Origin of the sequence: Pseudomonas syringae group sp. 247E2, assembly GCF_032587795.1 — a bacterium.
GTDB lineage: Bacteria > Pseudomonadota > Gammaproteobacteria > Pseudomonadales > Pseudomonadaceae > Aquipseudomonas > Aquipseudomonas amygdali.
In genome coordinates this window covers 207,126-220,644 of the sequence record NZ_JAWHPK010000001.1, presented here as the reverse complement: position 1 = coordinate 220,644, position 13,519 = coordinate 207,126, and the positions used below count along the sequence as shown (strand labels likewise).

At 58.8% G+C, this 13,519-nt stretch carries 15 protein-coding genes; 6 read left to right on the top strand and 9 right to left on the bottom strand.

What is annotated here, in order from left to right; all coding sequences use genetic code 11:
* Positions 1–71: 71 nt before the first annotated feature.
* From RYC18_RS01115 to RYC18_RS01105, 3 genes are all read right to left on the bottom strand, one after another.
* Positions 72–695 carry a glutathione S-transferase family protein gene (locus tag RYC18_RS01115; protein ID WP_057423693.1) on the bottom strand — a complete coding sequence of 208 codons (624 nt, stop codon included), beginning with the start codon at positions 693–695 and terminating at the stop codon, positions 72–74.
* 49 nt (positions 696–744) lie between these two features.
* Positions 745–1,734, bottom strand: a complete 990-nt coding sequence (locus tag RYC18_RS01110) for a DKNYY domain-containing protein (RefSeq protein WP_316882059.1) — start codon at positions 1,732–1,734, stop codon at positions 745–747.
* Positions 1,735–1,860: 126 nt separating this feature from the next.
* Positions 1,861–2,244, bottom strand: a complete 384-nt coding sequence (locus RYC18_RS01105; protein WP_316882058.1) for a RidA family protein — start codon at positions 2,242–2,244, stop codon at positions 1,861–1,863.
* Positions 2,245–2,411: 167 nt separating this feature from the next.
* Here RYC18_RS01105 and RYC18_RS01100 point away from each other — a divergent pair, with 167 nt between their 5' ends.
* Together RYC18_RS01100 and RYC18_RS01095 are read left to right on the top strand one after the other, a co-directional pair.
* On the top strand, positions 2,412–3,107 hold the full coding sequence (locus tag RYC18_RS01100; protein WP_279578746.1) for a tRNA (adenine(22)-N(1))-methyltransferase: 696 nt from the start codon (positions 2,412–2,414) through the stop codon (positions 3,105–3,107).
* 337 nt (positions 3,108–3,444) lie between these two features.
* Positions 3,445–3,984 carry a thioredoxin gene (locus RYC18_RS01095; RefSeq protein WP_316882057.1) on the top strand — a complete coding sequence of 180 codons (540 nt, stop codon included), beginning with the start codon at positions 3,445–3,447 and terminating at the stop codon, positions 3,982–3,984.
* Positions 3,985–3,993: 9 nt separating this feature from the next.
* Here the strand turns inward: RYC18_RS01095 and RYC18_RS01090 are convergent, their stop codons facing one another.
* Both RYC18_RS01090 and RYC18_RS01085 read right to left on the bottom strand, forming a co-directional pair.
* Positions 3,994–4,965 (bottom strand): alpha/beta hydrolase, encoded by a 972-nt coding sequence (locus tag RYC18_RS01090; RefSeq protein ID WP_316882056.1) that lies wholly within the window; start codon positions 4,963–4,965, stop codon positions 3,994–3,996.
* A 74-nt stretch (positions 4,966–5,039) separates the two neighbouring features.
* A complete protein-coding gene (locus tag RYC18_RS01085; protein ID WP_316882055.1) occupies positions 5,040–5,966 on the bottom strand; it encodes a Gfo/Idh/MocA family oxidoreductase in 927 nt (308 codons plus the stop codon).
* Positions 5,967–6,182: 216 nt separating this feature from the next.
* Between RYC18_RS01085 and RYC18_RS01080 the strand changes: the two genes are divergently transcribed.
* Together RYC18_RS01080 and RYC18_RS01075 are read left to right on the top strand one after the other, a co-directional pair.
* Complete coding sequence (locus RYC18_RS01080) at positions 6,183–6,602, top strand: hypothetical protein (protein WP_002555302.1); 420 nt, start codon at positions 6,183–6,185, stop codon at positions 6,600–6,602.
* A gap of 25 nt (positions 6,603–6,627) precedes the next feature.
* The gene (locus RYC18_RS01075) at positions 6,628–7,521 is read left to right on the top strand and encodes a cation diffusion facilitator family transporter (protein WP_002555303.1); all 894 of its coding nucleotides are present in this window, start codon (positions 6,628–6,630) and stop codon (positions 7,519–7,521) included.
* Between the two features lie 6 nt (positions 7,522–7,527).
* On the opposite strand, the gene RYC18_RS01070 is transcribed toward RYC18_RS01075, so the two are convergent.
* Positions 7,528–8,202, bottom strand: a complete 675-nt coding sequence (locus RYC18_RS01070) for a DUF6515 family protein (RefSeq protein WP_316884130.1) — start codon at positions 8,200–8,202, stop codon at positions 7,528–7,530.
* A gap of 39 nt (positions 8,203–8,241) precedes the next feature.
* Here RYC18_RS01070 and RYC18_RS01065 point away from each other — a divergent pair, with 39 nt between their 5' ends.
* Both RYC18_RS01065 and RYC18_RS01060 read left to right on the top strand, forming a co-directional pair.
* On the top strand, positions 8,242–8,742 hold the full coding sequence (locus tag RYC18_RS01065) for a hypothetical protein (protein WP_005753079.1): 501 nt from the start codon (positions 8,242–8,244) through the stop codon (positions 8,740–8,742).
* Between the two features lie 348 nt (positions 8,743–9,090).
* Positions 9,091–9,570, top strand: coding sequence for an Lrp/AsnC family transcriptional regulator (locus tag RYC18_RS01060; protein WP_002555305.1), 480 nt, complete (start codon positions 9,091–9,093; stop codon positions 9,568–9,570).
* Positions 9,571–9,582: 12 nt separating this feature from the next.
* On the opposite strand, the gene RYC18_RS01055 is transcribed toward RYC18_RS01060, so the two are convergent.
* The 3 genes from RYC18_RS01055 to RYC18_RS01045 all read right to left on the bottom strand — a co-directional run bounded on the left by RYC18_RS01055 (position 9,583) and on the right by RYC18_RS01045 (position 13,446).
* Positions 9,583–10,215: a pseudouridine synthase gene (locus tag RYC18_RS01055; protein ID WP_117140621.1), complete on the bottom strand. Its 633-nt coding sequence runs from the start codon at positions 10,213–10,215 to the stop codon at positions 9,583–9,585.
* A gap of 65 nt (positions 10,216–10,280) precedes the next feature.
* The gene (gene amn / locus RYC18_RS01050; protein ID WP_002555307.1) at positions 10,281–11,744 is read right to left on the bottom strand and encodes an AMP nucleosidase; all 1,464 of its coding nucleotides are present in this window, start codon (positions 11,742–11,744) and stop codon (positions 10,281–10,283) included.
* Between the two features lie 52 nt (positions 11,745–11,796).
* A complete protein-coding gene (locus RYC18_RS01045; RefSeq protein WP_005745401.1) occupies positions 11,797–13,446 on the bottom strand; it encodes an acyl-CoA dehydrogenase family protein in 1,650 nt (549 codons plus the stop codon).
* Between the last annotated feature and the right edge of the window lie 73 nt (positions 13,447–13,519).

Sequence of the window (13,519 nt, the reverse complement as noted above, 5' to 3'; positions counted from 1 at the left end):
TCTTGGTGGCAAGCAACGGGATCTGGTTCCACGGGCGAGTCAATATTCGATGCAGGGCTCGGGTATAAGGCTCACGGCGTTCCGTTTCGGCCGTGCAAGCGGTAGCCGGGACGTTCGCTCAGTCGTTCGTAATAGGCCTTAACTGCCGGGAAGTCTGAATGACTTAACGGGGTTTCAAACCACCGATTTACTGAAAGGCCCATCGGGATGTCTGCCAGCGAAAACTCGCTGCCGCTAACGTACGCCCCGGTAGCATCAAGCTGTCGATCCAGGATCGCCATGTGTCGGGTCCATTGACGGCATCCGGCAGCCAGCGCGTCAGGGTCTTGATGGGCGACGCTGTGCCTGACCAGCGACATGAAGGCATAACCCCAGGATTTGTTGAGATCTGTGGCCTGCCAGTCGATCCATTGATCCACTCTGGCTCTGGCTATTGCGTCCGCTGGATAGAGATGCACGGCGTTGCTGCGGTTCGCCAGGTACCTGATGATCGTGTTCGACTCCCACAGAACGAAGCCATCGTCCTCAATAACTGGAACCATCGCATTAGGGTTGAGTGCCATGAATTCAGGCGTGTTGGTTTCCCTGAAACCAGAGCCCCAGTCCTGCCGTTTGAACGGGATGTCCAACTCTGCACAGGTCCAGAGCACTTTGCGGACATTGATCGATGAGGCTTTGCCCAGTATCTGTAGCATTCCATCTCCTTATGGTTAGCCCGCCTTCGCCGCCATCGCAAAAATCGAATCACCCACGATTATTTGTAAAGTCATTCACGTCCATCGGTACCAATTTTTTATTAAATGAATACTCACCGCCGAGTTCATAAAATTTCGCTTTGGTGTAAACATAGATTTTCTTGCTGGTCGCGAACATAAATGTGTCGGAAGACGCCATATCAGCAAATCGCTCAGCGCCAGAGGTATGCAGAAAGACGAGATCATTGCCTACCACCCCCAGCAGGCCTTGACCCCAATTATCATACTTTAAAAAATCTTCTAACTCTCTATGCCCCGCACATTCAGAAATACCGTGTTCAGGACAATCAACAGGAATCAACGGACGAAAATCGTATAAATCAATGTCGCCAATACTCAAACCCCCGACGAACATCTCGTTGCCGCTCATAGAGACACTAAGACTGCGCCACTTTTTGTCATCGCCCAAAGGAAAAACCACCGAAAAAAGATGTGGATCTGCGCCCTTTATCTTTCGTCCCTCATAGTAAACAGAAATATCGTCTTTGGCGTAATAGGCAAGCTGATCAGTCTGCCAGTCAGCAATCCCCTGAAGGCTGCCCTCCAGCGGCTTGAAGGAAGGCAAGTAATGTGCCACCAGGTTAAGCTCGCGCGTCTCGATCGAGTTGATCTGACCTTGTTTTGATAACAGGCATGAAAACGAAAAGTTACTAATCGCTCCTGAGGCATCACCGGCGCCAGTAATACAGGGTTTCTCCCTATAACGTACTTGGTTCATCCAATAGACGTCGTCATCAAGCACCACGTAATGGGCAGAAAGGGTACGAAGATCCGAAGAACACTTTCGTGTCTTCTTTTTTGAATTATCAATGGTCCCGTCTCCATTAAAGCGCCCGCTAACAACCTCCTCGCATACGACATTGATATGATCATTACCCATATCACCGGGCAGAGCTTCATATACGGCATGGCCAACAAAACCCAGCACTGCCAGCCCTCCCGCGATCATCAACAGTCTACGACCCGGTCTCACATACATCTCCTTATGTTTAGTGCTGCTGGAGGCTGACAGATGTGTTTCGCCTCATTATTCATGACAAGCATGTTATGACGAAGAGCGTTACAAAATGCGTCCCCACGCAGAGTGTGGGACGAGCGACTGCATTCAGCCCGCCTTGGCCGCCATCGCCGTTACTTCCACGCGCATACCCTCAACCGCCAACGCTGCCACGCCCACTGCTGCGCGCACTGGCCACGGCTTTTTGAAGAAGCGTTTGTACACTTCGTTGAAAGCGGCGCGATCTGCCATGTCGGTCAGGTAGATGGTCAGGTGCATGACGCGGTCCATCGAGCTACCGGCTCGTTCCAATGCATCTTTCAGGGCCCGCAGGGTGCATTCGCTCTGCTCGATGATGCCGCCCAGTTCCAGGCTGCCATCTGGATGGGTCGGGATCTGGGTGCTGACCAGCACGCCGTTGAAGTCGGCGACGTCCGACGAGATGGAGTCCGCATCGGGATCGGGGGTGAAGATGATGTCTGCGTTTGCCATAAGATCTCTGCTTTGCAAAGGACGGAAAACGCCAAGCCTACGCGAGCGTCAGTTAGGGGTCGAGTCGCGGGCTATGTCGCGGGAAGTTGAAATACGCTGCGTTGCTCTACAGAATCGCGCCCGGACCCGGCCGTGCTGCCGGACGCTTGTGCTGAAAGGGGTTGCCGTTGAACGAACAGAGATTGTCCATGCGCCTTGAGCGCGTGGCGACGCACGTACCCGCCGGTGCGCGGCTGGCTGATATCGGCTCGGATCACGGTTATCTGCCGGTGGCGCTGCTGAACCGTGGTGCCATCTCGGCGGCGGTGGCTGGCGAGGTGGCGTTGACGCCGTTCCACGCAGCCGAACGCACCGTGCGCGAGAACGAACTGGAGCAACAGGTCTGCGTGCGTCTGGCCGATGGTCTGGCGGCGATTGAGGCGGAAGACGGGATAACGGCGGTCAGCATGTGCGGCATGGGTGGCGAGACGATCCGCGACATCCTTGAACGTGGCAAAGCGCGCCTGAGCGGTCAGGAACGTCTGATCCTGCAACCCAATGGCGGCGAGCAGCCGTTGCGGCTTTGGCTGATGGAGCATGATTACCGCATCGTCAGCGAAGAGGTGCTGCGGGAAAACCGTTTCGACTACGAAATCATCGTCGCCGAGCGCACCGGCCCCGTTAAATACACCGCCGAGGAGCTGTATTTCGGCCCGCTGCAGATGCAGGCGCGCAGCCCGGCATTTCTGCTCAAGTGGCAGCGTTTATTGGGCAAAAAACAGAAAACGCTGAACAACTTCGAAAGGGCACAGAAAGGCGTGAGCGAAGAAAAATGGCAGGAGGTTGCGCAGCAGATTCGCTGGATTAGCGCATTGCTGGCCTGAAAATCGAACTCGTGCACGAACTTGCTCTCAAATCCGCATGATCCACAGTTCAGGCTTTATGGCGCCTTCATCTCGTGGCGTCAAAGTTGCAATGTGACGCGGAGCGTCACGAACTGCATTCCCACGCGGAGCGTGAGGAACGAGAGGTGTGCGGGAAATTACTTCTCGTGACCATGCGCGGCGCAGGGCAATCAGCCCGGCGCGCCTGTTTGTCTCGCGCCAATGCTCTGCGTGAGGAGCGAGAGGTGTCCGGGAGAATGCTTCTCGTGACCATGCCCGGCGCGGGCAACCAGCCCGGCGCGTTTTCTGTACAACCATCGACGGGAGCAACACGACCATGTATTCAGACGTACTTTCCTGGGGCCGCGGGCCTCGTCTGTTCGAAGTCTTCCTTGAGCCAACCTGCCCTTTTTCAGTGAAGGCGTTCTTCAAGCTCGATGAGCTGCTGGCTCAGGCCGGAGAAGACAAAATCACTGTCAAAATCCGCCTGCAATCCCAGCCCTGGCACATGTTTTCGGGCGTTATCGTGCGCTGCATTCTGGCGGCTGCGACGCTGGAAGGCGGAAAGGAAAGCGCCAAGGCCGTCATGACAGCGGTTGCCTCGCACCGTGAAGAGTTCGAGTTTGAACACCACGCAAGCGGCCCGAACATGGACGCGACGCCCAATGACATCATCGCGCGTATCGAGCGTTACAGCGGCCTTGCGCTGGGTGACGCTTTCGCCAATCCCGAGCTTGAGCACGCCGTGAAATGGCACGCTAAATACGCCCGCCAGAACGGCATACACGTCTCGCCGACCTTCATGATCGACGGTCTTGTGCAGCCGGGCTTGAGCAGTGGCGACCCAGTATCGAAGTGGGTCGCGGAGATAGGCTGAGAGGCGAGCTCAACCCAGCGCGTCGATCCGCTCATTGATCCATTCACGGCTGCGCACCAGAGCCTTGCGCGCCAAGGTAGTCGGGAAGTGGATGAAGCCATGCGGCGACTCGGGCATGAGGTGCATTTCGACCTCTGCCGAGTCGGCCCAGCGCTCGGCCATTTGCAGTGTGTCGTCCAGAAGCGGATCAATCTCCCCGACGAACATCAGTGCAGGCGGCAAGTCAGTCAAGTCGCCATACAAAGGCGATAGTGGCGGTTCGCGGCGTTTATCGTCGCTTCGGTCGGGGGTAAGCAAACGCATTGCACCGACCATGCCCGGGCCATCCAGCACCAGTGTTTCGGGGCCTGCGGTGCGTACGCTCTTGGTGCCCGTCAGGTCGTAGACGCCGTAGTACAGGACCGTACCCACTATCCGCTCGAGCAGATCAGGTCGGCTTTTCAATTTCAGAAGCGTGGCTGCGGCAAGATGCCCGCCAGCGGATTCTCCGACCACGATAACCGGCAGGCCGGCAAACTCCTCGCAGTCTTTGCCCAACAGCCAGCAGGCGGCAGAAAAGCAATCTTCCATCAGGCCTTCAATGGGGGTTGTCACCGCCAGCCGGTAATCGACCGAAACCACTGCAACATTGCAGGCGTTGACCATGCCGACGTTGAGCTCATCGTTCATCTGGGCGTTGCCAATCACCCATCCGCCACCGTGAATATCGAACACCACGCCTCTGGGTTTGCCTTTGGGCCTGATGATACGCACGGGGACCGGTACGTTATCCGTGCTGACCGTTCTTTTTTCAATCTGCAGCCCATGCCCTCCCGGTTTGAAAGCGCTGCCAATCTGAGCCGCACGCAATAACGCCTGAATCAACCGGGGTGTAACACGATTGCGGATCTGGAAACGCGGCATTCGCGCGAGGGTTTTATTAAACCGTCGCACTTCTGACAACTCCTGCTCACTGCAAGGCCAAGGCTGTTTTTTGTCCAATTTCTGCTCTCTTGTCAGGCTGACGTGTGCGGGGGCCGACAAAGCGCTTGCCCCCACCTGTACCTGAGAGGCTCTTAGTCGTAGAACGGTTCAACGGATGCCCGACTGCCCACGAAAAAACTGTCCGCGACCAGCCGCAACGGTTGCAGGTCCAGGTCACTGGCCTTGTTGCCGATCAACTGTTGGAAGTGTCGATACACCGCCGCGTACTCGCCTTCCTCCGAAACCGTCTGGCGCACGCCATCGATACTCAACAGCGCGCCGCCGTTATCCAGGCGCAAGGTGCCTTCGGCGCAACGAATCTCGATGCTCCAGAGTTCGTCATGACCGTGATCGAAGTCGAACTCGGCACGAATATCGAGGTGGCGCGTGTCGGACATCTTGATAGAAGCGGCAATTGGCGACTGGCAGTTGCTCGGCACGCGCAGTTCGGCAGATTCGACGAACAATGGCAGTGGCAGCAGGTGAGTCACTATCGACAGGGCGTTGATACCCGGATCGAACACACCCAGGCCACCGGGCTGCCAGATCCACGCCTGCCCAGGGTGCCATTTGCGCACATCTTCCTTCCAGTCGATCTGAACGCTGTGCAGGGTGCGAGTGGACAACCACTCACGCGCCGCTTCGATACCCTGCGCGTAACGCGAATGCCAGGCGAACAGACCACTGACGCCCTGCTCCGACACGTGCGCCACCAACGCCATCGCCTCACCCAGCGTCGCACATGGCGGTTTCTCGACCAGCACGTGTTTGCCTGCCGCCAACGCCTCTTGCACCAGGGCAAACCGACCTTGCGGGGGCGTACAGAACGCAATAGCGTCAACCTGCACTCCACTCTCGAGCAACTCACCCAGCGACTTGAAGTTCTCCACCCCGGCACACGGCTGCCCTTGCGTAGCGACAGCCACCAGCTCAAATGCGGGGTTGGCGTGGATGGCGGGGACGTGTTGATCCTGCGCAATCTTGCCGTAGCCCACCAGACCGAGACGAATCGGTTGCATACATGACTCCTGAGTTTTTGTAATTATCGTGAGCACAGTAAACCAGATGTTAATAGTGGGCGGTAAGGGGCATCGGCGCGGGAACTGTTTTCCTCCTACCGCTGCAATTCTGCAGTTCGGTCAACTGCACGCTCGCAGAACCACGCCATCACTCAATAGTCTTAGCCTTGCAGCCATTGCCTTGTATAGTTGCCCTCTTCATCTCAGGAGCTTTCCATGCGCATTCCTTCTCGCTTGATCGGTGGCGTTCTGGTCGCCACGTTGCTGACTCAGATTTCTGCCTGCGGCAGTATTTTCTATCCTGACCGTCGCGGTCAGATTGATGGCAAGGTTGACCCGGCCATTGCGGCGCTGGATGCTTTTGCGCTGCTGTTCTATATCGTTCCCGGGGTGATTGCGTTTGCGGTGGACTTCGCGACGGGCGCTATCTATTACGCGCCCGGCGAGCATGCGCAGATCGATCCGCAGAAGCTGCAAAAGGCGATCAAGGCTGACGGCAGCGTCGACAACACCAAGCTGCAAGCCATCATTGAAACCGAGCTGGGCCGTTCCCTGCCACTGAACGACCCACGCCTGATTCAGCACAAAGGCAGCGTGGAACAACTGGCAGCCTTGGGCCTGGTCCCGGCAGCCTGATATCGATACGGTTCAAGGAAGCGTCATGAGCACCACTGCCGAACACTCCCGACTGCTGCGTCTGGCGACGCGGGCCTCGCTGGCGGTCGCCGTGACGCTGATCCTGGCCAAGGGCGTTGCCTGGTGGCTGAGTGGTTCAGTAAGCCTGTTGGCCGGTCTTACCGATTCGTTGCTTGATGGCGCGGCCTCGTTCCTCAATTTGCTGGCGGTGCATTACGCATTGCGCCCAGCCGATGAGGATCATCGCTATGGTCATGGCAAGGCGGAAGCGCTGTCGGGTATGGCGCAGGCGCTGTTCATCACCGTCAGTGGCGTGCTGATCGCGGTTCAGGCGGTCGAACGCATCCAGAACCCGGAGCCGCTGGGCGCGCCGCTGTTGGGTATGGTGGTGATGGTGATTTCCATCGCACTGACGCTCGCACTGCTCACCTTGCAATACCGGGTGATCAAGGCGACAGGCTCGGCGGCCATCCGTGCCGACTCGCTGCACTACCGTTCCGACTTGCTGCTGAACGCCAGTATTCTGGTGGCGCTGACCCTTGCGTATTTCGGCTGGCAACAGCTGGACGCGTATTTTGGTCTGGGCATCGCGCTGTACATCTTGTGGAGCGCTTTGCAGATCGCCCGCGAGACAGTGTCGGTGTTGATGGATGAAGAATTGCCCGCCGATGTCAGCACGCGCATGCTGGCGCTGGCGTGCGACGTGCCGGGCGTGCTTGGGGCGCATGATCTGCGTACACGGATTTCCGGCAATCACTGGTTTGTGCAGCTACATCTGGAGTTGCCGGGCACACTGACCCTGTCGGTCGCCCATGCGCTCTGCGACAAGGTCGCCGATGCTATTCACGAGCAATTCCCGAAGGCCGAAGTGCTGGTGCACGCCGACCCTCAGGAAGTCGTCAAGCAAGCCAATGTCTGATCAGCGTCAATTGACGCTGACGTTGTAGCCACGCCCTGCCAGACAGTCGCCCATCGAGCGACGATAGGCATCCACCAAGTCCGGCGGCGGCTGGCCGCTGACATTGGCCGGGTCGAAGCCGCTCTGCTGCGCGGCCTGCAAATAGCACTGATAGTGATCCAGTTCGACCTGTTGCGGGCTCTGGCCATTGGCAGGGTAGGCAACCGGATCGTAGCCATTGACCTGCTGTCCAGCAGGGGCCTGATACACCGCCTCGTTCTGCGGCGGGTTGACCACTACGTAGTCCTGACTGTCAGGCTGGTAGGCATAATAAGTACCGGCTGCCAGAAACAGCAGACTGCTGCCGATCCACACTTCCTGCGAGTAGGACGGTAGTCTGCTGACACGTACACCGTAAGGCGGTGTCACCACGACATAACGCGGGCCTTGCGGGCGATACCAGTAACCACCCGAGTAGTAATAGTCCTGACCACGATAGGGAATACGCGAGTAGCCACCCGGTACGCGATCTATCGCATAGCCAGGCCGATATTGCGGGCCTGGCCCCCAGCCATTGCCACGCCCGTCGGGACGCCCTTCCCAACGGTCATTGGGGCGACCGTTACCGGCCTGCCAGTTGCGGTTGTTGCCACGCGGGATGTCCTGATAGTAGCCCTGACGCGGCGGCTGGGTTTGCCACACCTCTCCAGGACCACCCTGGATCGGCAGGTTGTTCTGGCTTTGGCGCAACTGCTGGCGCTGCTGGTTTTGCTGCTGCTGAATCTGACGCTGCTGATCACGTTGTTGCTGATCGATCTGCTGTTGCTGCTGGCGCTCGACGTTGCGCTGCTGGATCTGCTGTTGCTGGATCTGCTGCTGTTGCTGTTGCTCAACCTGACGCTGCTGGTTCTGCTGTTCCTGAATCTGGCGTTGCTGATTGATCTGCTGCTGGTTGATCTGTTGTTGCTGCTGACGCTCGACCTGGCGCTGCTGATTCTGCTGCTGTTGGATCTGACGCTGCTGATTATTCTGTTCCTGGAAGCGCTGCTGTTGTTGCTGACGCTGCTGCCCGTTTTCGCCAGAGCTGTTGTACAACTGATTGCGCGGCGAATCATCACGTTCGTCGGCCAATGCCTGAGCGCTGATGCTCAGACACAACAGACTTACACCCGCAAACTGCCAGATGCCAGATTTCATGCTTTCCTCACTAGAGCGCGGGTTGACGTCATTAAGACTGTTTAAGCGTAGCGCCGTTCTGCGCACTTTATCAGCAGACAAAGAAAAGGGGACCAAATGGCCCCCTTGAGATACTTCGCCCTGGCGCAACGCTTTTGACGTTGGCTCACCTCATGCCGTCTTCTGGACAGTATGTAGCCCGGGGGCCTGGCACACCCTGTCGGGTGGGAGGCCGCGACTGGCCTGATTCGGCGAGTCGCGCTGGACGCTGTGTCCGGGCAGTGATTCTGGTTAAAAGAATAGGCCTGAGGCTAAGGCAGAGGATTGCTAATATTGCGGATTAAAACATTACTTGCGCAATTTTTGACTTCAGATGAATAATCCAGCGCAATTGAATTGATAAAGGGGTGCATCGTGAGCAAGCTCGACAGATACGACCTGAGCATTTTGGCTGAATTGCAACGGGACGCACGCATATCCAACCAGGAATTGGCCGAACGCATCGGTCTGTCACCCTCACCCTGCTCGCGCCGGGTCAAGCAACTGGAGGACGACGGTTACATCGTGCGTCAGGTGGCCCTGCTGGATCGCAAGAAACTTGGCCTGAACCTCACCGCCTACGTGCTGATCGGCATGGACCGGCACACGCCCGAGCGCTTCGAGAATTTCGAGCAGCAAATCCGTAACCTGCCTCAGGTTCTGGAATGCAGCCTGGTGACCGGCATGGACGCAGACTACCAACTGAAAGTGGTGGTGCCGGACATGGATCACTACCAGAAACTGCTACTGGGCCATCTGACGCGGATCGAGGGCGTGACCAGCGTCAAGTCCAGCTTTGTGCTCAATCAGGTGCTGGCCAGCACCGAAATGCCGCTGACCCATTTGCGCAACTGAGCCCGCTCGACCTCACAGCTTTGCGGCGACTTCCCGGTATTGGCCCTGATCCAGGCCATCCAGCGTCCAGTCGCCAATTCTGACCCGCACCAGCCGCAGGGTCGGCAACCCGACGGCAGCAGTCATGCGCCGCACCTGCCGATTACGCCCTTCCTTGATCACCAGTTCCAGCCAGCTGGTCGGCACGCTCTTGCGAAAGCGCACAGGCGGGTTGCGCGGCCACAGTTGCGGTTCATCGAGCCGCCGCGCCTCGGCGGGCAAGGTCGGGCCGTCGTTGAGCTGGACACCGTCGCGCAACTGCTGCAACTGCTCATCGGTCGGCTCACCCTCGACCTGCACCCAGTAGGTCTTGGCCAGTTTGTGTTTCGGGTCGGCGATGCGCGCCTGCAACTGGCCGTCGTTGGTCAGCAGCAACAAGCCTTCACTGTCGCGATCCAGTCGTCCGGCCGGATAAATGCCGGGGATCTTGATGAAGTCCTTGAGCGTGGCGCGCCCTCCTTCGTCACTGAATTGAGTCAGCACATCGAATGGCTTGTTGAAGAGGAACAGCTTCGGCTCGGCCGGTGGCGCTTTGGCGACACGCCGGGCAGCGCCTGCCGGGTTGGAGGCAGGACGGCGGGAAACGGGGCGTTGGGTGCGGGACATGGGAATTTGGCAATCAAAAAACAGAAAGGGCCACTTTAGTGGCCCTTTGTGCAAATACCAATCTATTAACGGAATGGCGGCTCGTCGAAGCTGCGCAGTTTGCGCGAGTGCAGCGAGTTCAGCTCGGTGCGTAGCAGGTCCAGCGCGGCGATACCGATCTTCAGGTGCTGGCTGACCGCACGTTCGTAGAACGCATTGGCCGAACCCGGCAGCTTGATTTCACTGTGCAACGGCTTGTCGGATACGCACAGCAACGTGCCGTAAGGCACACGCAAGCGATACCCTTGAGCGGCGATGGTGCCACTTTCCATGTCGACCGCCACGGCACGCGACAGGTTGATCAATGGACGTTCCTGAGCCCAGCGCAGCTCCCAGTTACGGTCGTCATAGGTCAACACCGTGCCGGTGCGCAGGCGCTTCTTGAGCTCTTCGCCGCGTTCGCCGGTGATCTGCGCCGCCGATTCCTGTAAAGCCAATTGCACTTCGGCGAGCGCCGGAATCGGGATATGCGGCGGCAACACGCGGTCGAGAATACCGTCGCGACGCATATAGGCGTGGGCCAGTACGTAATCGCCGATGGTCTGCGACTGACGCAGGCCGCCGCAGTGACCAATCATCAGCCAGCAATGCGGACGCAGGACTGCCAGGTGATCAGTGATGTTCTTGGCGTTGGACGGGCCGACGCCGATGTTGACCAGGGTCACGCCATGGCCGTCTTCGGCGATCAGGTGGTACGCAGGCATCTGATAGCGGTGCCAGACCACGCTGGCGACGATGGCCTGGGCTTCATCCAGGCTCATGCTCTTGTCGACCACCACATTGCCCGGTAGAACCATACGCACGAAACGCGGGTCTTCGCGGAGTTTTTCCAGCCCGTGCAGGATGAACTGGTCGACATAGCGGTGGTAGTTGGTCAGCAGAATCCACGGCTGCACATGACGCCAGTCGCTGCCGGTGTAATGCACCAGACGGCGTAGCGAGAAATCCACCCGCGCGGCATCGAACAGCGCCAGTGGCAGCGGGTCGACATTGGCCCAGTCATAAAGGCCGTCGGCAATACCATCGGTGGCAGCCGACAGGTCGGTGCTGGGGAATACCCGCGCCAGCGCCGCTGCGGTAACGCCAGTGCCGGCCAGCTCATCGCCCTGCTCGACCACGTAAGGATAAGGAATGCTCTGCTCGCTCATGCCGACTTCGACCGTCACGGTGAAATCTTTCATCAGCGGGACAAGTTGTTCGAGCAGGTACTTCTTGAAGGCCTTGGGCTGCGTGACGGTAACGCTGTAAGTGCCCGGCAGCTGCACCTTGGCGTAGGCACGAGTGGTTACCGGCACTTCGCCCTTGCATTGGTAGACCAGGCGCAGTTCCGGGTAGCTGAATTGCGCTCGCTCCTCGGCAGTGGGCTCGACGCGGTCTTTCAAATAGCGCTTGAGCGCCTGACTCAGCGCGCTGGTCGCGCGCTCATGCAGCTCGGCGAGCCGCTCTACGGCCTGCTCGGCGGTGTCGACAACAACAAAGGCTTGGGTCACGATTCATGTCCTGTCTGATCTTGCAGACGTGCATCGTAACGGGTTCGCGTGCTCATGCCACCTGTGGCGAGGACCTGAGCAGCAATGTTTCGACATCGACACCACGCGGCAATGTGCCATACACCCGCCCGCCAGAGGCTATCCGCCCCGCGATAAAGCCATCGCTGACAGCGGCATTGCCCGCTTCCAGCAATAGCTTGCCCTGCAAGGCGACGGCAATGTCCTCGGTCAGTTGGCGGGCGCGGTACTGAATATCGCTCGTGTCCTGAAACGCACCTTTCAATGCAGCTATATGCGCCGCCAGATGCCGATCGCCGTGCCCGTCGCCCAGTTCGTCGAACAGCGCATCGAGCGCGCCTGGTTCTTTGGACAGGGTTCGCAGCACATCCAGGCATTGCACATTGCCCGAGCCTTCCCACGTGGAGTTGACCGGGGCTTCGCGGTAAAGCCGGGGCAGAATGCTGTCCTCGACATAACCGGCACCGCCCAGGCATTCGGCGGCTTCGTTGATCATGGCCGGAGCCCGCTTGCAGATCCAGTATTTACCCACCGCCGTGACCAGACGGACAAAGCGTTTTTCGTGATCATCATCGAGATGATCCAGCGCACGGCCCATGCGCAGGGTCAGGGCCAGCGCGGCCTCGCTTTCCAGCGCCAGGTCCGCCAGAACGTTCTGCATCAACGGTTGCTCGGCGAGCACCCTGCCACTGACCGCACGATGCGCGCAATGATGCGTGGCCTGCGTCAGCGCCTGACGCATCAAGGCGCTGGAGCCAATCATGCAGTCGAAACGGGTCATGGCGACCATTTCAATGATGGTCGGTACGCCGCGCCCTTCCTCACCGATCATCCACGCCAGCGCGCCGCGAAACTCGACTTCGCTCGATGCGTTGGACCAGTTGCCGAGCTTGTTTTTCAGGCGCTGGATATAGAACTCGTTGCGGGTGTCGTCCGGTCGGTGGCGCGGCAGTAGAAAACAGCTGAGGCCCTTATCGGTCTGCGCCAGGGTCAGAAACGCGTCGCACATCGGTGCCGAGCAGAACCACTTGTGTCCGACCAGCTCATAAGCCTGGCCGGGGCCACCTGCGCCTACCGGGAACGCGCGCGTGGTGTTGGCGCGCACGTCGGTGCCGCCCTGTTTTTCGGTCATGGCCATGCCGATGGTTGCGCCACGCTTGTGCGCAATGCCCACGTTACGTGGGTCGTACTCAGTCGACAGCACCTTGGGCAGCCACATTTCAGCCAGATCCGGTTGCAGCCTGAGCGCAGGAACACTGGCGAACGTCATGGTCAGCGGGCAGCCGCTGCCCGGTTCTGCCTGCGTATGCAGATAGCTCATGGCAGCGCGCGCCACATGAGCACCGGGTTGCGGATCGGTCCATGGCAACGACGGGATGCCATGCTCGATGGCCGTGCTCATCAACTGGTGGTACGCCGGGTGAAATTCGATCAGATCGATGCGGTGCCCGTAACGGTCATGGCTGGCGAATGCAGGCTTGTTCTGATTGGCCAGAAAGCCCGCCTCCATCAGCGGGCCGCCTGCAAGGGCACCGTAAGCGTCTATGCGCGGTTGCGCCCAGCCTGCACCGAAGCGGCTGCTCCACTCCTGAAGCGGCACGTCGATACGGTAGAGGTTCGCCCCGTCCAGCGGTGGCGGTTGATTGGTGACTTCGTGGGTTTCGGCGAATTGATTCAGGTTCATGAGTCATCTCCTGCCTGTGTGCACGCGCAACATGCAGACAGTGAATCACGCGCCCGACACTTGCAAAAGTGCC